Source organism: Ruegeria sp. CDSB022, assembly GCF_059611145.1.
The window spans coordinates 34,250-51,182 of the sequence record NZ_JBXWOZ010000012.1; the positions used below are offsets into that span (position 1 = coordinate 34,250).

The 16,933-nt window shown below is 59.3% G+C and carries 20 protein-coding genes; 10 read left to right on the forward strand and 10 right to left on the reverse strand.

Annotated features, from left to right (window positions below; translation table 11 throughout):
* Positions 1-158: 158 nt before the first annotated feature.
* The 5 genes from ispH to AC2FIZ_RS15755 are packed head-to-tail and all read left to right on the forward strand — an operon-like array spanning position 159 to position 3,225.
* Entirely contained in the window at positions 159-1,109 is a 951-nt protein-coding gene (gene ispH / locus AC2FIZ_RS15735) for a 4-hydroxy-3-methylbut-2-enyl diphosphate reductase (RefSeq protein WP_496791309.1), read from the forward strand.
* Entirely contained in the window at positions 1,106-1,558 is a 453-nt protein-coding gene (locus AC2FIZ_RS15740) for a DUF3429 domain-containing protein (protein ID WP_496791310.1), read from the forward strand. Before ispH ends, AC2FIZ_RS15740 begins: the two co-directional genes overlap by 4 nt.
* Positions 1,555-2,139, forward strand: a complete 585-nt coding sequence (locus AC2FIZ_RS15745) for a class I SAM-dependent DNA methyltransferase (protein ID WP_281973504.1) — start codon at positions 1,555-1,557, stop codon at positions 2,137-2,139. The genes AC2FIZ_RS15740 and AC2FIZ_RS15745 overlap by 4 nt, the downstream gene beginning before the upstream one ends.
* Positions 2,132-2,599, forward strand: a complete 468-nt coding sequence (gene rnhA / locus AC2FIZ_RS15750) for a ribonuclease HI (RefSeq protein ID WP_496791312.1) — start codon at positions 2,132-2,134, stop codon at positions 2,597-2,599. The genes AC2FIZ_RS15745 and rnhA overlap by 8 nt, the downstream gene beginning before the upstream one ends.
* On the forward strand, positions 2,596-3,225 hold the full coding sequence (locus AC2FIZ_RS15755; RefSeq protein WP_282022240.1) for a trimeric intracellular cation channel family protein: 630 nt from the start codon (positions 2,596-2,598) through the stop codon (positions 3,223-3,225). Before rnhA ends, AC2FIZ_RS15755 begins: the two co-directional genes overlap by 4 nt.
* Positions 3,226-3,232: 7 nt before the next feature.
* Here the strand turns inward: AC2FIZ_RS15755 and AC2FIZ_RS15760 are convergent, their stop codons facing one another.
* The 5 genes from AC2FIZ_RS15760 to def (AC2FIZ_RS15780) are packed head-to-tail and all read right to left on the reverse strand — an operon-like array spanning position 3,233 to position 5,640.
* Positions 3,233-3,469 carry a GlsB/YeaQ/YmgE family stress response membrane protein gene (locus tag AC2FIZ_RS15760; RefSeq protein WP_271951375.1) on the reverse strand — a complete coding sequence of 79 codons (237 nt, stop codon included), beginning with the start codon at positions 3,467-3,469 and terminating at the stop codon, positions 3,233-3,235.
* Between the two features lies 1 nt (position 3,470).
* Entirely contained in the window at positions 3,471-3,707 is a 237-nt protein-coding gene (locus AC2FIZ_RS15765; protein ID WP_271951377.1) for a hypothetical protein, read from the reverse strand.
* Between the two features lie 6 nt (positions 3,708-3,713).
* Positions 3,714-4,628, reverse strand: a complete 915-nt coding sequence (gene fmt / locus AC2FIZ_RS15770) for a methionyl-tRNA formyltransferase (protein ID WP_281973507.1) — start codon at positions 4,626-4,628, stop codon at positions 3,714-3,716.
* A 2-nt stretch (positions 4,629-4,630) separates the two neighbouring features.
* A complete protein-coding gene (gene def / locus AC2FIZ_RS15775; protein ID WP_281973508.1) occupies positions 4,631-5,125 on the reverse strand; it encodes a peptide deformylase in 495 nt (164 codons plus the stop codon).
* Entirely contained in the window at positions 5,122-5,640 is a 519-nt protein-coding gene (def, locus tag AC2FIZ_RS15780) for a peptide deformylase (RefSeq protein WP_271951383.1), read from the reverse strand. The genes def (AC2FIZ_RS15775) and def (AC2FIZ_RS15780) overlap by 4 nt, the downstream gene beginning before the upstream one ends.
* 94 nt (positions 5,641-5,734) lie before the next feature.
* On the opposite strand from def (AC2FIZ_RS15780), the gene AC2FIZ_RS15785 reads away from it, so the two are divergent.
* Entirely contained in the window at positions 5,735-6,907 is a 1,173-nt protein-coding gene (locus AC2FIZ_RS15785; protein WP_281973509.1) for a MalY/PatB family protein, read from the forward strand.
* 35 nt (positions 6,908-6,942) lie between these two features.
* Here the strand turns inward: AC2FIZ_RS15785 and AC2FIZ_RS15790 are convergent, their stop codons facing one another.
* Positions 6,943-7,296, reverse strand: a complete 354-nt coding sequence (locus AC2FIZ_RS15790; RefSeq protein ID WP_142639206.1) for a hypothetical protein — start codon at positions 7,294-7,296, stop codon at positions 6,943-6,945.
* A 212-nt stretch (positions 7,297-7,508) separates the two neighbouring features.
* On the opposite strand from AC2FIZ_RS15790, the gene AC2FIZ_RS15795 reads away from it, so the two are divergent.
* Complete coding sequence (locus tag AC2FIZ_RS15795) at positions 7,509-8,498, forward strand: glutathione S-transferase family protein (protein ID WP_281973510.1); 990 nt, start codon at positions 7,509-7,511, stop codon at positions 8,496-8,498.
* On the opposite strand, the gene AC2FIZ_RS15800 is transcribed toward AC2FIZ_RS15795, so the two are convergent.
* Positions 8,480-8,842 (reverse strand): response regulator transcription factor, encoded by a 363-nt coding sequence (locus tag AC2FIZ_RS15800; protein WP_142639202.1) that lies wholly within the window; start codon positions 8,840-8,842, stop codon positions 8,480-8,482. The genes AC2FIZ_RS15795 and AC2FIZ_RS15800 overlap by 19 nt on opposite strands.
* A gap of 183 nt (positions 8,843-9,025) precedes the next feature.
* Here AC2FIZ_RS15800 and AC2FIZ_RS15805 point away from each other — a divergent pair, with 183 nt between their 5' ends.
* The 3 genes from AC2FIZ_RS15805 to AC2FIZ_RS15815 are packed head-to-tail and all read left to right on the forward strand — an operon-like array spanning position 9,026 to position 12,083.
* Complete coding sequence (locus AC2FIZ_RS15805; protein ID WP_282022236.1) at positions 9,026-9,991, forward strand: threonine-phosphate decarboxylase; 966 nt, start codon at positions 9,026-9,028, stop codon at positions 9,989-9,991.
* Complete coding sequence (gene cbiB, locus AC2FIZ_RS15810; protein ID WP_281995871.1) at positions 9,988-10,908, forward strand: adenosylcobinamide-phosphate synthase CbiB; 921 nt, start codon at positions 9,988-9,990, stop codon at positions 10,906-10,908. Before AC2FIZ_RS15805 ends, cbiB begins: the two co-directional genes overlap by 4 nt.
* An 11-nt stretch (positions 10,909-10,919) precedes the next feature.
* Positions 10,920-12,083, forward strand: a complete 1,164-nt coding sequence (locus AC2FIZ_RS15815; RefSeq protein WP_281973513.1) for a lytic murein transglycosylase — start codon at positions 10,920-10,922, stop codon at positions 12,081-12,083.
* A 20-nt stretch (positions 12,084-12,103) separates the two neighbouring features.
* On the opposite strand, the gene AC2FIZ_RS15820 is transcribed toward AC2FIZ_RS15815, so the two are convergent.
* The 3 genes from AC2FIZ_RS15820 to AC2FIZ_RS15830 form a co-directional block, all read right to left on the reverse strand.
* Positions 12,104-12,901, reverse strand: coding sequence for a class II glutamine amidotransferase (locus tag AC2FIZ_RS15820; RefSeq protein ID WP_142639195.1), 798 nt, complete (start codon positions 12,899-12,901; stop codon positions 12,104-12,106).
* A gap of 162 nt (positions 12,902-13,063) precedes the next feature.
* Complete coding sequence (locus AC2FIZ_RS15825) at positions 13,064-13,414, reverse strand: hypothetical protein (RefSeq protein ID WP_281973514.1); 351 nt, start codon at positions 13,412-13,414, stop codon at positions 13,064-13,066.
* A gap of 54 nt (positions 13,415-13,468) precedes the next feature.
* Positions 13,469-16,924: a chromosome segregation SMC family protein gene (locus AC2FIZ_RS15830; protein WP_282027900.1), complete on the reverse strand. Its 3,456-nt coding sequence runs from the start codon at positions 16,922-16,924 to the stop codon at positions 13,469-13,471.
* Positions 16,925-16,933 lie beyond the last annotated feature (9 nt).

The window sequence follows — 16,933 nt, forward strand, 5'->3', positions numbered from 1 at the left end:
TTAGCGCGGTCAGGGGAAACCCTGGCCGCGCTTTTAAACAAAGATCAGGTGCTGAAAACACCTATTGGCTAGCATTGAACCATGTCGGATCAATGACATTGTCCTGACTGGACCATGGCCGTGAAAAGACTTACCTGTGTCGGTAAGGAGAACGCGACATGACCAAGCCCCCCCTGACCCTCTATCTTGCCGCCCCGCGCGGGTTCTGTGCTGGTGTCGACAGGGCCATAAAGATTGTCGAGATGGCGCTGCAAAAATGGGGCGCCCCGGTCTATGTTCGGCACGAGATTGTCCATAACAAATTCGTGGTCGATGGATTGCGCGCCAAAGGTGCGATCTTTGTCGATGAACTGGAAGACTGCCCCGACGATCGCCCGGTAATATTCTCGGCGCACGGGGTTCCCAAATCGGTACCCGCGACGGCGGCGCAGCGCCAGATGGTCTATGTCGACGCCACCTGCCCGCTGGTCTCCAAAGTCCATGTCGAAGCACAGCGCCACGCCGAAGCCGGGCTGCAGATGATCATGATTGGACATAAGGGCCATCCCGAAACCATCGGAACGATGGGACAGCTACCGGAAGGAGAGGTTTTGCTGGTCGAAACCGTTGCAGACGTCGCAGACGTCCAGGTCCGCGACCCTGACAAACTGGCCTTTGTCACTCAGACGACCCTGTCGGTTGACGATACAAAGGATATCATTGCAGCGCTTCGGACCCGGTTTCCATCTATCGTCGGCCCTCACAAAGAAGATATCTGTTACGCCACAACCAACCGGCAAGAAGCAGTCAAGGTCGTGGCCCGGAAGTCCGATGCCCTGTTGGTTGTGGGGGCGCCGAATTCATCTAACTCGCGCCGTTTGGTCGAGGTCGCGGCGCGCGCGGGATGCAGCTATGCCCAACTGGTGCAACGCGCGACCGACATCGACTGGCGCGCACTCGAAGGTATCTCTTCGATCGCTCTGACAGCAGGTGCTTCTGCCCCCGAGGTTCTGATCAACGAAGTTATTGATGCGTTCAGACAGCATTACGATGTGACGGTCGAGATGGTCGAAACAGCGACCGAGAATGTCGAATTCAAAGTCCCGCGCGTCCTGCGCCAACCCGCATGAGTGGCATACCAAGGGCGCCGCTGTTTCTGGGGTTGGCCGGGCTGATCCCCTTCATCTGGGGCGCGCTGACCTATCTGAACGGCGATCTGAACGACTGGGGCCGACAGGCGCTGGGCGCACGTTTTGTCGGTCCGTATATCCAGTTGTATTATGGGGCGATCATCCTCAGCTTTATGTCCGGCGTGCTGTGGGGGTTTTCCAGTAAAACCTCTGGCAGCAAGGCCGCGACCTGTTATGCGCTGTCCACATTACCCGCCCTGTGGGCCTTTCTGAAAACCGGCAGCGGGCCTGTCAGCACTAGCACAAATCTGATGTGGGGGTTTGGCGGGCTACTGGTGTTGGATGCCATCTTTTCGTATTGGCGGCTAACACCAGTCTGGTGGATGCGGTTGCGCATTTTGCTGACCGCAGTCGTATTGGCCTGCCTTGCCGTCGGAGTCTATCTGTGAGCGATCCCAAAACTATCAACGCCTATACCAACAACGTGGCCGAATACCTCAAGGTTCCTCTACCACCGGAGCAGCTGACATCGCGTCAGGAATTTGTCGATGCCGTCGGAAAGGGGCATGTGTTGGATCTGGGCTCGGGCCCCGGGTCAGACAGCGCGTTCTTTCTACGCCAGGGCCTGAGCGTGCATGCGCTGGATGCGACGCCCGCTTTTGTTGACTATGCGCGTGCCAATGGCGTGGACGCGCATCTGGGTACTTTCGACGACGTGACCGAAGTGGCCGCATATGACGGCATCTACGCCAGCTTCTCACTGCTGCACGCGCCTCGCAAGGATTTCCCACGCCATTTGGCGGCCATCCACCGGGCGCTGAAACCGCAGGGCGTTTTTTTCCTGGGCCTCAAACTGGGCACGGGCGAACATCGCGATCATCTGGATCGCTATTATAGCTACTTCTCGCAGAACGAGATCGAGGAGGCCCTGGCAGATGCCGGCTTTACCATCGACGGGATTAGGACCGGGATCGGCAAAGGTCTGGCGGGTTCTTACGATGGCTTCATTCTGGTGCTGGCCCATGCCTGAACTGTTTGCCTATACTGACGGTGCTTGTTCCGGCAATCCAGGCCCGGGTGGCTGGGGCGTGTTGCTGCGTGCAATGGAAGGCGACACCGTCCTGAAACAGCGTGAACTGAGCGGCGGCGAAGCTGAAACCACCAACAACCGAATGGAACTGCTGGCCGCGATCAGCGCGCTTGAAACGCTCGAACGTGCCTCGAAAATCACCGTGATTACTGACAGCGCCTATGTGAAAAACGGCGTCACCGGCTGGATATTCGGTTGGAAAAAGAACGGCTGGAAAACCTCGAACAAAAAACCGGTCAAGAATGTCGACCTGTGGCAACGGCTGGATGAGGCGCAGGTGCGTCATGATGTGACCTGGGAATGGGTCAAGGGCCACGCGGGTCACCCGGAAAACGAAAAAGCCGACGAACTGGCCCGTGCAGGCATGGCCCCATTCAAACCAACGAAGGCACAGACATGAGCGGTTTGGACCTGCTCGATTATGCCTCGGTTCTGGTTTTTGCGCTGACCGGCGCATTGGTCGCCAGTCGCGCGCAGCTTGATCTTGTAGGGTTTGCCTTTATCGCCTGCCTGACTGCCGTTGGCGGTGGCACGGTGCGTGACCTGCTGTTGGATCGGAATCCGGTGTTCTGGGTTGGCCAGCCCAGCTATGTCCTGATGGCCTGCAGTGCGGCGGTGCTTGTGTTCTTTACAGCCCATCTGGTCGAAAGCCGATATAACTGGCTGGTTTGGTTGGACAGTTTCGCCCTGTCCATCGCGGTCGCTGCCGGCACGGGCGTCGCATTATCCTTGGACCAATCCGGCACGATCGTGGTGTTGATGGGTGTCACCACCGGATGCTTTGGCGGCCTGATGCGGGACGTGGTCTGCAACGAGGTTCCGCTGGTGCTGAAACAGGGTGAGCTTTATGTGTCCTGCGCCCTTGCAGGCTCGGTAGCGGCCGTTATTGCCAACCGGATGGGGTTCGAGGAGCTGACCGTGCTTGCCGCATGCGCCCTGATCTGCTGGGCATTGCGGGCAGGATCGCTGCTGTTCGGCTGGAGACTGCCGGTCTACAAAAGCCGCCCGCCACGCAGTCGCCCTTGATCAAGGCTTAGCGGCGCATATAGGTCTGCCAGATCCAGATCACCAGAAGCGCGCCCAGCACAGCGCCGATGAACCCGGACAGCCAGCCCATCATCGTGACCAATGCCCGCAGGAGAAACCCACCTACCAAGGCACCAATGATACCGATCAGCATGGTGGTGGGAATATCTGCCTCAATCCGCATCAGGCGGGTGGCCAGAAAACCCGCAGCGGCACCGATGACGATCAGGGCGATGAGGGGCATGTCACTTCCTCCAATGGGTCGGAACGATGATCAGCGCCCCGACAGAGGACAGCACTGCATCCAGACCGGGCGGGCCAAAGCTGACCCCGAACATGATGCGCACGAAATAGAACAGGAATGCACCACCTACGCAGATGATGATCGACTGCAGAATGCCATTATGGGTAAAGCCGGATTTCTCGGACAGATAGCCGACAATCCCAGCAATAACGACAGTCCCCATCAGGATCATGAACATGGCGGCCTACTCCGATGACAGGCGGGTACCAACGGCAATCGGCCACCCCCGCAGAAAAGTTTCCCTATCCTGCGCCCCTTTACCCGCCCGTTGCAAGCGCAGCAGCTCGATCGCGTCATCGTCACAGGCAACCTTCAGTTGGTCGTCAAGAACCTCTCCTGCAACACCCTGCCCCTCAGCTAATTTGGAACCAAGCAGCTTGATCCGCTCGCCATTCATCTCGGTCCAGGCGCCGGGAAAGGGGGACAGGCCACGGATCTGACGGTCAATTTCGACCGCGGGTCTGGCCCAATCAACACGCGCCTCAGCCTTGTCGATCTTGGCGGCATAGGTCACGCCGTCGTCGGTTTGAGGCTCGGGCGTCAGGTTCGGCAGTTTGGACAGTGCCTCGACGATCAGAGAAGCGCCCATTTCGGACAGCCGGTCATGCAACTGCCCTGTGGTCTCCTGCGCACCAATGTCGGCGGCCCGCCGCAACAGGACTGGCCCGGTATCCAGACCAGCCTCCATCTGCATGATGCAAATACCAGTCTGCGCATCACCCGCCATGATCGCCCGATGGATCGGCGCGGCCCCGCGCCAGCGCGGCAGCAGGCTCGCGTGAATATTCAGGCATCCCTGCGATGGCGCATCCAGAATCGGTTGTGGCAACAACAGGCCATAGGCCACGACGACAGCCACATCCGCATTCAACGCGGCAAAGGCGTCCTGTTCTTCCGCCAATTTCAATGAGACCGGATGCCGAACGGTCAGTCCCAATGCCTCGGCCCGAGCATGAACGGGGGTTGGACGATCCTTTTTGCCTCTGCCCGCTGGGCGCGGAGGCTGGCAGTAGACGGCGGCAACCTCATGCCCCGCATCAATCAGCGCGTCCAGCACCGGAACCGAGAAATCGGGTGTCCCCATAAAGATCAGCCGCATGCCTACCCCAGCTTTTTAGCTTTGCGCAGCAGAATGTCGCGTTTGACCTTGCTGAGCCTGTCGAAATACATCCGCCCGTTAAGATGGTCGATCTGGTGCTGCACGCTGGTGGCTTCGATCCCGACAAAGTCACGGCGGTCGATGATGCCTTTTTCGTTGAGAAACTTTACCGTCACAGCCCGGGGACGTTTCACCTTAGCCGACACGCCAAGCAAGTTTGGGCTGGCTTCTTCATGCTCGCGCAATTCGACCGATCTGTGCAGGATCTCAGGGTTTGCCAGCAGCACAGCCCGCCCCCGCTCGGTCGAGCCATCGACCACCGCCAGCCGCAGCATCACGCCGATCTGCGGTGCTGCAAGACCGACGCCGGGCATCGCCTCCATCGTGTCGATCATGTCATCCCAGATGGCACGAACCTCGTCAGTAATTTCGGTGATATCTTCGGCTTTGGTCCGCAGACGCCTATCAGGCCATGGCAGGCAGGTACGAACGGTCATTCGCGCGCCTGCTCGCGTTTCAGCTTTTGCATTTTTCGGGTGATCATCTGGCGTTTCATAGGCTTGAGGTAGTCGATGAACAGCTTCCCGTTCAGGTGGTCAATCTCATGCTGGACACAGGTTGCCCAAAGGCCATCGAATGTTTCCCGCTGCGCGTTACCATCACGATCGATCCAAGCCACGTCCACGACCTTTGGGCGCGTGACTTCGGCGAATTGTTCAGGGATCGAAAGACAACCTTCTTCATAGACATTCGTCTCGTCAGACGACGCGACCACTTCGGGATTGAACATAATCAGCGGGCGTGGAGCCTCGCCCTCTTCCTTGACACAGTCCATAACGATCAGCCGGTCCAGCATCCCAATCTGAGGCGCTGCCAGCCCGATACCAGGCGCATCATACATCGTCTCAAGCATGTCATCAGCCAGCTGGCGCAATTCGTCCGTCAGATCCACTACGGGAGAGCAGATCTTTTTCAGGCGGGGGTCGGGATGGATCAGTATATTGCGTTTCATGAGGTTGATTTAGGCCATCACGCCCTAAGCCGCAACGCCCCCCTTGCACCTGCCGAATATGCGGCTAGCTTTCATCCGGACAGATGGAGCAGATATGACATTCAACGACCTGATCGACCGCCGCGGCACCAACAGTTCGAAATGGGACAAGCTTGAAAAGCTGTATGGCCTTTCGCCGGATGACGGTCTGGCAATGTGGACGGCCGATTCCGACTATTCTACGGCGCCTTGTGTGATCGACGCTGTGCGTAACGCGGCGGATCACGGTGTTTTCGGATATTCCTGGATGCACCCGGACTACCTGAATTCCGTCCAATGGTGGATGAAGAACCGCCACGGGTGGGAGATCGATTCTGATTGGATTCTGACGTCGCAGGGTCTGGGAAATGCGATTGCGCTCTGCCTCGATGTCTGGACCAGTCCGGGCGACGGAGTGGTCATCTTTACACCCGTCTACCATGAGTTTGCACATAAGGTGAACAAGTCAGGTCGGCGCGTGGTGGAATGCCCCCTGATGCGCGACGGCGACGGCTATGGCCTTGATCTGGAAGACGCGCAGTCGCGGCTGGACGGAACCGAGAAGATGCTTTTGTGGTGCTCGCCTCAGAACCCCTCGGGCCGGGTCTGGACGCCAGAGGAATTGCGCGCAGTCGCGGCATTTGCGGAACGGAACGACCTTATTCTGGTTTCGGACGAGATTCACCACGATCTGGTCTATCCCGGCACGACCTTTGTTCCGATGGATGTCGCCGCGCCGGATGCGCGGCCCTGGACCGTGACACTGACGGCAGCGTCCAAGACTTTCAACATCGCCGGTCAACGGACGGGGAATATGATCATCCCCGACCCGGACCTGCGCGCTGCGATGCGTCACCGAATCCAGACACTGGACTATGACCCCAGCGCATTGGGAGTCGCAATGATCACCGCTGCTTATTCGCCTGAAGGGGCCGCTTGGGTGGATGAACAGATCGCCCATCTTGATAGCAACCGAAAAATCTTTGACGCTGCAATCGCAGAAATCCCTGGCCTGTGGTCAATGCCCTTACAGGCAACCTATCTGGCTTGGATTGATTTCTCGGGCACCGGAATGGACCACGCAGAATTTACCCGGCGTCTGCGCGAGGATGCAAAAATCGCCACCTCGCCCGGCCCCGGCTTTGGTGCGGGCGGAGAGACATTCGAGCGGTTCAATCTTGCGACGCAACGCGGGCGTGTTGAAGAGGCCAGCAAACGGCTGAAACACGCGTTTTCCGATCTGCAATAGCGGGATGCCCATCGGCAGACCCGATGGGCAAATGCCTAGTCCTTGTTTCCAAGCAGCGCGATGGGCGCGTCCGGAGATCGATAGAAATCCAATGGGGCCTTGTCGGAGGCAGCCGTGCTGCGCTTGAATTCATAGCGCATTTCGCCTGCCTCACATTCATCGGCAATGATCAGGCATTGATATAAGTGACGCGCGCCATCGTAGATATCGACCAAACCGCGCAATCGAGGCGTGGTCGCGGCCTCTACGGTGAAGCCATCCTTCCACAATCGGAGAATTTTGTAGGTATTGTCACCCAATTCGACACGAAGTCGGCTGGTTTTCTTCAGACTCGCGATTCGCGCAGCATCCAATTCGGCGCTGATTTCTTTGGAAACATAGGTACTCATATCAAAACTCCCCCGCAGCGGACTCTATTTTGGAACGTAGACTGTAAAAATCCAGTGAAGCCGATCACTCAACGCGGTCGAATCCAAACCTGTTGCACGGAAATCCCATTCCAACCTGTGCGAAAACGCAGGCACAATGCGCGGCGGCTCGCATAGGATCGGTTCCCTTCAAAGCGTATGTTCCGGGAAACCGCATTACGGAGGATCCAAGCATGGGCCTATTGGTCGACGGCAAATGGCACGACACATGGTATGATACCAAATCCACAGGCGGCGCCTTCAAGCGTAGCGCGGCGCAATTTCGCAACTGGTTGACCGCTGATGGCAGTGCCGGACCCTCCGGCACGGGCGGCTTCAAAGCCGAACCTGACCGGTACCATCTTTATGTCAGCCATGCCTGCCCCTGGGCCCACAGGACACTGATATTCCGCGAACTGAAAGAGCTGTCCGATCTGATCCCGGTTTCGGTCGTACACCCAGACATGCTGACCAAGGGATGGACATTTGCAACCGACGAACACGGGGCGGCGGGCGACGTACTGTACGGAATGGACTATGCCCACCAAATCTATACCAAGGCTGACCCGACCTATTCGGGGCGCGTAACCGTTCCGATCCTGTGGGACAAGGAACAGGAAACCATCGTCTCAAACGAAAGTTCGGAAATCATCCGGATGTTCAACTCGGCCTTTGACGGGATCACCGGGAACACCGATGATTACTGGCCCGAGGCGATGCGTGACGAAATCGAACAGGTCAATGCCCGCGTCTATTCCGACATCAATAACGGGGTCTACAAATCCGGCTTTGCCACCAGCCAGGCGGCATATGACGCAGCCGTTGGCCCGCTCTTTGACACGCTGGACTGGCTCGAAGACCGGCTGTCCACCAGCCGCTATCTGATGGGCGACCGCATCACCGAGGCCGACTGGCGGTTGTTCACCACGCTGATCCGGTTTGATCCGGTCTACCATCTGCATTTCAAATGCAACCGGCGGCGTCTGATCGACTATCCCAACCTGTGGGCCTATACCCGCGAGCTGTACCAGTGGCCGGGTGTCGCGCGGACCGTGAACTTAAACCATATCGTGCGCCACTATCACTACAGCCATGAGAGCATTAACCCGCACCGGATCATCCCGACGAACCCGATCCTGAACTATCTGGAGCCCCATGGGCGCGATCAGCGCCCCGCCGCGTAATGCTCAACCATCGCCGCCAGATCCTCTGGCGGCGTGCCGCTTTGCACATAAGCGCAGGCATTCGGGCTATGGGCAAAGATCGAGCCATCCGAAAAGAAAGTGGTGTTGGTCACGAAGATCACCCGGGCCTCGGGCCTGCGATAGCTGGCAAAGTCAGCCACGGCCAAGGCGCTACCGGTTTCCAGCACCAGATCCATCACGATGATCTCAAATTCGGCACCATAAAGGGCAAGGATCGCATCCTCTTGCCCGGTCACAAGCGTGACCTCGGCACCCTGTCGCTCAAGATGCCTTTTCCAGACCCGACCTAAATCAGGGTTACTCTCAACAATCAGTACATTCATCATCAACAACCTCGGCACTTATATTGGTGAGTGGTGCCGACCCCTAAGGTTTGTGTTCACGCGAATTCATTAACAAAGTGTTAACCAGGCCTGAGCACACCTCTGATCACGCGGATTTGCTTGTAAAACCGGCAGAAATCCGCTTGAAACAAGCAAATTTTGGTGATTCCGGCGAGGGGCCCGATGGCGCGCGAAAACAGAGATTTGAATCCGCGGGCCGCCCGGGACCATGGCGGTGGGCTGGATGGGGCCATGTCTGTCTATGGCGGCAAGCGCAACGATTGGATCGACCTGTCCACCGGAATCAACCCGGTTCCCTACGAGGTTGCCGGGCTCACCCCATCGGATTGGACGGAACTGCCAGACCATGGCGCATTTGAACGGCTGACCGATGCGGCCCGCAGTTTCTGGTCTGTTCCCGAAGGTGCAGAGATCCTGCCTGCACCCGGCGCATCTGCTCTGATCGCCCGCATTCCTGCGCTGGCTGCAACCGGCCGGGTTCAGATTACCACTCCGACCTATAACGAACATGCCGCCGCCTTTGCCGCGCAGGGTTGGACGCTACAGAACTCCGGCCCAGTTGAGGCGCGCGTGATCGTGCACCCCAACAACCCAGATGGGCGCATCTGGAGCGTGGGCGATGTGGATGCCCCCCTGACGATTATCGACGAGAGCTTTTGCGACGTCACGCCCGATGCCTCGCTGATCCATCTTGCCCACCGGCCCGGTGTTATCGTGCTAAAAAGCTTTGGCAAGTTCTGGGGGCTGGCGGGGGTACGGCTGGGATTTGCCATCGCACGCCCCGATCTGATCGCACGTTTGAACGATCTGACCGGGCCTTGGGCGGTCTCAGGTCCCGCCTTGCGGATCGGAGAGCAAGCGTTGCGCGACACGGCCTGGGCTGACGAGACCCGCCTGCTTTTGGCGGCCGATGCCGCCCGGATGGATCGGATGGTAACGCAGAAAGGCGCGCAGCTGATCGGCGGCACCGGTCTGTTCCGGCTCTATCAGGTCGACGACGCCAGCGCCTGGCAAGACCGTCTGGCCCGCGCACATATCTGGAGTCGTGTATTCCCCTATTCGCAAACCTATCTGCGCCTTGGACTGCCACCGGCAGATGGCTGGGCGCGGCTTGAGGCGGCCCTGTGAGCACCGCCTTTATCTTGGTCTGTGCGATGTGTCTGGATGCGGCACTGGGCGAGCCGGATTGGCTGTGGTCGCGCGTCCGGCACCCCGCCGTTATGATTGGTAAACTCATCGGGTGGCTTGACGACCGCCTGAACCATGGCTCGTACCGTCGCCTCAAGGGCATAGCTGTTGCCGCGCTGCTGGTCGCAGGTGCCGCTGGGCTTGGGGGGCTTCTGTCTTTGCTTGGCCCGATCATCGGCACCATCATCTGCGCTGTGCTGTTGGCACAAAAATCGCTGGTGGAACATGTTCGCGCTGTTGGCGAGGGTTTGCAGACCTCGCTGGTCGATGGGCGCGCGCAGGTCGCCATGATCGTGTCACGCGACACCAAGGACATGACCGAAGCACAGGCCGCCCGATCCGCGATCGAGAGCGCGGCTGAAAACCTCAGCGACGGAGTCATCGCGCCGGCCTTCTGGTTTCTGGTGGGTGGCCTGCCAGGGCTTCTGGTCTACAAGGCGATCAATACCGCCGACAGCATGGTCGGCTATCGCACGGATAAATACCGTGATTTCGGATGGGCAGCTGCGCGGTTGGACGATGTCCTGAACCTGGTCCCGGCACGACTGACCTTTCTATTGATCGTCATCTTGTCAAACAAATGGGCTAGATGGGATCAGATGGTCGGCGATGCGCGCCGCCATATCTCTCCCAACGCTGGCTGGCCCGAGGCGGCAATGGCACGCGCGCTGAGCGTGGCCCTTGCCGGGCCGCGCAGTTATGACGGAAAGCTCCGTGATCTGGCCTGGGTCAACGGCAATGCCCCGCGCGAAATTGGTGCGCCAGAGGTTTTCCGCGCATGTGACATGCTTTGGAGGATATGGGGGCTTGCGCTTGGCCTCGTGTCAGTGTGGGTTGGGGTCAGCTTCATAATCTGACGGACCTGTCCATGCGTTTTCTTTCCGGCCTTGTTGCCGCCGCCTTGTTTGCTTCACCTGCGTTTGCCCAATGTGGCGGGGGTTTCAATTCCTTCGTGAAGGGGTTGAAGGCCGAGGCCGTTCAGCAAGGCTTTGACAAATCCACCGTCAATGCCTTCTTCAAAGGTGTGCAACAAGACAACGCGGTATTGAAAGCCGACCGGGCACAGGGCGTGTTCCAGAAACCGTTCATTGATTTTTCGCGACACCTGATTTCACAAAACCGGATCGACCGGGGTCAGGCCATGTCGCGCAAATACGACGCGGTGTTTGACCGGATCGAGCAACAATATGGTGTCTCGCGCGGGGTGCTGTTGGCATTTTGGGCGTTCGAAACGGATTACGGGGCGTTTCAGGGGGATTTCAACACCCGCAACGCGCTGGTGACGCTGGCGCATGATTGCCGTCGTCCAGAATTGTTCCGGCCTCAGGTGTTCGCCGCGATTGAGCTGTACAGCCGGGGAAATTTCGACCCGGCCCGCACGTCAGGTGCCTGGGCTGGCGAGATTGGAATGGTGCAGATGCTGCCCCGAGACATTCTGGAAAACGGGGTCGATGGCGATGGTGACGGCAAGGTTTCGCTAAAGACCTCTGCGCCCGATGCGCTTATGTCGGGCGCCAAGATGCTGTCGCATCTGGGCTGGCAACCGGGGCAGCCTTGGCTGCAAGAGGTCACCGTACCCGCACGGATGGATTGGTCGCTATCGGGCCCGGGCAAACCGCGTTCGGTTTCTGACTGGCAGGCGATGGGCGTTCAGGCACGCAACGGGTCCCTCACCAACCTGCCCGCCTCGCTGATCCTACCGCAAGGGCATAACGGGCCTGCCTTTCTGGCCTATCCAAATTTTGATGTGTATTTCGAATGGAATCAGAGCTTTGTCTATGTGCTGACCGCCGCCTATTTCGGCACCCGGCTTGAAGGGGCACAGGTCTATGACGCGGGCAACGCGGCCCAAGGCTTATCGGGTGCACAGATGAAGCAGCTGCAAAGCAAGCTGCAGGCGCGCGGCCATAATGTGGGCAAGATCGACGGGATTCTGGGCGCTGGGACCCGCGCGGCTGTCCAGTCAGAGCAAACACGACTAGGCCTGCCTGCGGATGCCTGGCCAACGGCTGAGTTGTTGAACCGGCTCTAGTCGCTCTTCGATACGGCGATCTAGGCGACTTCGGCGTCCAAAGATCGCCCGTTCGGCTCAAACACATGCATTTGCAGCCTATCGCCGCGTGTTTCGATGGCGGTATTTGCCGGGATCTCGGCCCAATCGCCATTCTTCGCATCCAGCGGCTCAGACGCGATAATGATCCCATCATCGCAGGGCCTGTAATGCAGGCTGGGTGCGAAACGGTCCGAGGCATAGCGCGCAGCAAACAGGCGATCTCCATCGGACCAGCAGGCGGCAAAGCGCATATGGGGTAGGCTTCCTTTGGCGCGGGCAAGCACTTCGACACGGTGCACCGCACGCTCCATCGCGGCGATGGGTTCGGCGTCCAACCCTTCGCCATGGGCAATCAGAAAAATCGCCTCGCTTTCAGTTGCGCCAAGGCGATGATCGTACAGGTGGCCCGGTATCATCCCGTCAAGCTGTTGGCGGATACGGTCATGGCCACCTGCCTGCCCGTTATGCATAAAGCTCCACTTACCACAGCCAAAAGGATGGCAGTTGTTCCGCGACGTGGCAGTCCCAGTTGAGGCACGTACATGCGCCAGGAACAGGTGCGATTTCGTGTGATGGGTCAACTGTTTCAGGTTGGCATCCGACCAAGCCGGGTTGGTGTCTTTGTAAAAACACGGCGTTTCGCGCCCGGAATACCAGGCCAACCCAAAACCATCCGCGTTGATCGGCGTTTTGCCAATCAGGGCGTTTCTGCTTTGATGCACCAGCGACTGTTCCTGGTCCATGACAAGTTCGTCCAGAAACCGTTTCGCACCCGCCCAAGCCAGAAATCTGCACATCGACCCGCCTCTTTTGATCCGTTGTTGATACGGGAACTTACAACAACGCGGGGTGAGAATTCGCCCCTGATCCCCATCTAATTTTGAAATATTACGATTAAATGACCACCAAAAACCCACATATTCAGATCAATTTCAATAGTTGCCGCGGTTTCTTGAATGTCACTCGGGCCGTACCGGGAAACGCTCTCCCTTTTCCGTGATCAGGATCAGGCGTCCAGCACTCAGGACATAAAGATCACATCGACCGAACCCGTTTCTGTATTGCACGCAGATACTGCCATCCTCCGCGATGGAATAGGTTCCGAACGCAGATTCTCCGCTGGCATAGGTATAGGAATAGGCCCCGCCAGCCGAATATCGCGACTGCCCGTCATCATAAAAGGTCAGCGTCCGACCCGCCAGCGCCGTCAACTCTTGTTGGGTCAGGGGGACGTCATCGGGCTTGGTCGTCCATTCCGCGGCCCCTAAAGGGGTAGCAGTCAGTAGGGCGATGATCAGGAAACGGGTCATGGCAGCAGACTAACCCAATTCTTACGAAACCGATCATAACGTTGCAGTGAGAGGTCAGGCGACCATCTGTTCGGCTTTCTTCAGATCAACCGAGACCAGCTGGCTGACACCCTGTTCTTGCATGGTCACGCCGAACAGACGATCCATCCGCGCCATGGTCACCGCGTGGTGGGTGATGATCAGGAACCGTGTGTCGGTCTGGCGGCACATCTCGTCCAGAAGGTCGCAGAACCGGGTCACGTTGGCATCATCCAGCGGCGCATCGACCTCGTCCAGAACACAGATCGGAGCCGGGTTCGCCAGAAAGACGCCAAAGATCAGGGCCGTCGCGGTCAGGGTCTGTTCACCGCCCGAAAGCAGGCTGAGCGTCGACAATTTCTTGCCCGGCGGCTGGCACATGATTTCAAGGCCGGCATCCAGCGGGTCGTCGCTTTCGACCATGACCAGATTGGCCTCGCCACCACCAAAGAGATGCTTGAACAACATGGCGAAGTTCGAATTCACCTGTTCAAACGCGGTCAGTAGCCGTTCGCGTCCTTCGCGGTTGAGGCTGGAGATGCCGCTGCGCAGCGCTTTGATCGCCTCTTCGAGATCGGCCTTTTCGCCGTTCAGCGTGTCGAATTCTTCCTGAACATCTTTGCTGTCCTCTTCGGCACGCAGGTTTACCGCGCCCATCGCATCTCGCTGGCGTTTGTGGCGGTTGACCTCGGCCTCAAGAGCATCGGCAGCTGGCATCTGGTCGGGATTCACATCCAGCTGGTTCAGCAACTGGTTCGGGGTTAGCTGTTGATCCTCAGCGATACGCTCGGCCGCTGCCGATACGGCCTCTTTGGCTGCATCACAGCGCGCCTCAGCGGCGGCGCGGCTTTCGCGCGCCTCCGAAGCCAAACGTTCCGCTTCGCGCTCAGCCAGCACAATCTCTCGCTGGCGGGCCTCGGCGGCAGCCAACTTGTCGGCGGCCTCGGCCCGGCGGGCTTCGGCAGTTTCGATCAATTCGTTCAACTCTTCACGCGCCTCGGCGATTTCGCCCGGAGCAGCCATCGCTTCGGATAGCTCTTCCTCGGAACTTTCCTTGCGCTCGGCCAGTTCCGAGATTCGCTTTTCGGCGCTGTCCAGGCGGTGCCGCCAACCGCTGAGGTCCTTGGTGACCTCTTGTGTACGGCGGGTACGGGCCTCGCCCTCGCGGCGCAGCTCGTCATGGGACGAGCGGTGAGTCAGCATCGTGATCCGCGCCGCCTCGACCGTCTGTTTGATGTCTTCGACCTGCGCGCGGGCATTGTCGAGATTGCCCAGACCGGTCAAGGCGCCCTCGGCCTCGCGCAGCTGGGCACGGGCGGACATCGCATCCTCTTTGTGGCGATCAACGGCAAGCGCCAGCGTTTCCAGCCTGCCCTGCGCCAGATTGCGATCGGCCTCGGCCCTGCTGAGCAGACGCGCGGTTTCAGCCATGCGCTGATCGGCGGCGCGGCGTGCCTCGCGGGCGCGGCGATCAGCCTCGGTCACGTCGGCCAGTTGTTGCGACAGCGTCTCGTGTGCAGCGCGGGCACCGTCGGCCTGCGCCTCAGTCCGGGCCAGTTCCTGTTTCAGTGCCTCAAGTTTGTTGAGCTGTTCAAGCCGCAGGGCGGCCGCACTTGGCGCATCCTCGGCCCAGGCACGGAATCCGTCCCACCGCCACAGATCGCCCGAACGCGACACCAACCTTTGGCCCGGCTTCAACGATGCCTGCAACCGCGCGCCCTGATCCGCGTCGACCAAACCAATCTGCGCGATCCGGCGGCTGAGGCGATCAGGACCGGATACATGCAAGGCCAGCGGCTCGGCCCCATTGGGCAGCGATTGATCGGCATCATAGCCCGCAACCGGAACCCAGCCTGATGGCCCGTCGCCCTCGACCAAGGGTGCCCTTAGATCATCCGCAAGCGCAGCGCCCAATGCCTTTTCATAACCCGGAGCCACACGCAGCATGTCGAGCACCTGCCCTCCTTCTGCGGTATCCCGTTCAACCAGCTTGGCCAGAGCTGTGGTCTCGGCGCGGATCGCACCCAGCTCACCTTCAGCTTCGGATCTTTTCGCACGCGCCTCGGCCTCGCGGCCCTGGGTTTCATTGCGTAACTCGTCAGCGGCGGCCAGTGCCTCTTCGGCGGCTTCAGAGGCCTCGCGAGCCTCTTCTTCACCCTCTTGCGCGGCCTCAAATGCCTCGGCGGCGCGGGTCAGGGCTGTTTTCGCCTCATCCACCGCTGCGCGGGCCTTTTCCTCTTCACCTTCCGACCTGGCCAGCGTTTTGCGGCTGTCGTCGACCAATCGCTGGCCGGACTGGTGGCGCGCAACCAGACGCGCCATATCCTCAGTCTCTTGTGACAAGTGGTCTTCGCGGTCTTGCAGGACAGAGGCCGCTTCGCGCGCGACCTCGGCGGCCTCGGCGACTTTTTCGTCGTGGCCATCGGCAGCTTTGGCCAATTCACGAGCTTCCCATTCCAGCCGTTCGATCATCTGCCCCGCATCGCGGTTCAGCCCGGCCTCGCGCTCGATATCGTTACCAAGCTGCTGAATGCGATTAGTCAATGTCTCAATCGTCTGACGGGCGCGGGTTTCCTGATCCGACAGCTGATCGCGCTGCACCTGTTGGCGCTGCAGGACAGCGGCGGCAATGGCCTCTTCCTCGCGCAGGGGCGGCAGGGTTTCTTCGATTTCGGCCCGATTGGCGACGGCAGAGCGTGCTTCGGCTTCGGCGCGCGACGCCTCGGTCAGGCGTTCGCGCAGCTTTTCCTCGGCCTGCTGACGGGCTATGTCAGCCTCTTTCCAGCGACGATAGAGCAGCATGCCTTCGGCCTGGCGCAACTGCTCTCCGATTTCGCGATAGCGTGCGGCCTGACGCGCCTGACGGGCCAACTGCGCGAGCTGTCCGCCCAGCTGTTCCAACACGTCATCGACACGGGTCAGGTTGGCCTCAGTACCCTTCAGCTTCAACTCGGCCTCGTGCCGACGCTGATAGAGGCCCGATATCCCGGCCGCCTCTTCCAGAATGCGGCGACGAGAGCGCGGTTTGGCGTTGATCAACTCGGCAATGCGGTTCTGTCCGACTAGCGCCGGAGAATGCGCACCCGTTGAGGCGTCGGCGAACAACATCTGCACATCACGCGCCCGCACATCCTTGCCATTGGTCTTATAGGCGCTGCCGACATCTCGGGTGATGCGGCGGACAATCTCAAGCTGGTCGCTGTCATTGAAACCCGAGGGCGCGAGCCGCTCGGAGTTGTCCATGGTCAGCACAACTTCGGCAAAATTGCGGGCCGGCCGCGTGGCGGCCCCGGCGAAAATCACATCTTCCATCGCGCCACCGCGCATGGATTTGGGTCGGTTTTCCCCCATCACCCAACGCAGAGCTTCCAGCAGATTGGATTTGCCACAACCATTAGGGCCCACAACACCGGTCAACCCATCCGCGATAATCAGATCGGTCGGATCAACAAAGCTTTTGAAGCCGGTGAGTTTGAGTTTGCTAAAGCGCAAAGGCAATGG

Excerpts from the sequence above, each read along its gene's own strand:
- ispH (WP_496791309.1), top strand. The coding sequence starts at position 159 with ATGACCAAGCCCCCCCTGACCCTCTATCTTGCCGCCCCGCGCGGGTTC.
- AC2FIZ_RS15740 (WP_496791310.1), top strand. The coding sequence starts at position 1,106 with ATGAGTGGCATACCAAGGGCGCCGCTGTTTCTGGGGTTGGCCGGGCTG.
- rnhA (WP_496791312.1), top strand. The coding sequence starts at position 2,132 with ATGCCTGAACTGTTTGCCTATACTGACGGTGCTTGTTCCGGCAATCCA.
- AC2FIZ_RS15755 (WP_282022240.1), top strand. The coding sequence starts at position 2,596 with ATGAGCGGTTTGGACCTGCTCGATTATGCCTCGGTTCTGGTTTTTGCG.
- AC2FIZ_RS15760 (WP_271951375.1), bottom strand. The coding sequence starts at position 3,469 with ATGCCCCTCATCGCCCTGATCGTCATCGGTGCCGCTGCGGGTTTTCTG.
- AC2FIZ_RS15765 (WP_271951377.1), bottom strand. The coding sequence starts at position 3,707 with ATGTTCATGATCCTGATGGGGACTGTCGTTATTGCTGGGATTGTCGGC.
- fmt (WP_281973507.1), bottom strand. The coding sequence starts at position 4,628 with ATGCGGCTGATCTTTATGGGGACACCCGATTTCTCGGTTCCGGTGCTG.
- def (WP_281973508.1), bottom strand. The coding sequence starts at position 5,125 with ATGACCGTTCGTACCTGCCTGCCATGGCCTGATAGGCGTCTGCGGACC.
- def (WP_271951383.1), bottom strand. The coding sequence starts at position 5,640 with ATGAAACGCAATATACTGATCCATCCCGACCCCCGCCTGAAAAAGATC.
- AC2FIZ_RS15785 (WP_281973509.1), top strand. The coding sequence starts at position 5,735 with ATGACATTCAACGACCTGATCGACCGCCGCGGCACCAACAGTTCGAAA.
- AC2FIZ_RS15790 (WP_142639206.1), bottom strand. The coding sequence starts at position 7,296 with ATGAGTACCTATGTTTCCAAAGAAATCAGCGCCGAATTGGATGCTGCG.
- AC2FIZ_RS15795 (WP_281973510.1), top strand. The coding sequence starts at position 7,509 with ATGGGCCTATTGGTCGACGGCAAATGGCACGACACATGGTATGATACC.
- AC2FIZ_RS15800 (WP_142639202.1), bottom strand. The coding sequence starts at position 8,842 with ATGAATGTACTGATTGTTGAGAGTAACCCTGATTTAGGTCGGGTCTGG.
- AC2FIZ_RS15805 (WP_282022236.1), top strand. The coding sequence starts at position 9,026 with ATGGCGCGCGAAAACAGAGATTTGAATCCGCGGGCCGCCCGGGACCAT.
- AC2FIZ_RS15815 (WP_281973513.1), top strand. The coding sequence starts at position 10,920 with ATGCGTTTTCTTTCCGGCCTTGTTGCCGCCGCCTTGTTTGCTTCACCT.
- AC2FIZ_RS15820 (WP_142639195.1), bottom strand. The coding sequence starts at position 12,901 with ATGTGCAGATTTCTGGCTTGGGCGGGTGCGAAACGGTTTCTGGACGAA.
- AC2FIZ_RS15825 (WP_281973514.1), bottom strand. The coding sequence starts at position 13,414 with ATGACCCGTTTCCTGATCATCGCCCTACTGACTGCTACCCCTTTAGGG.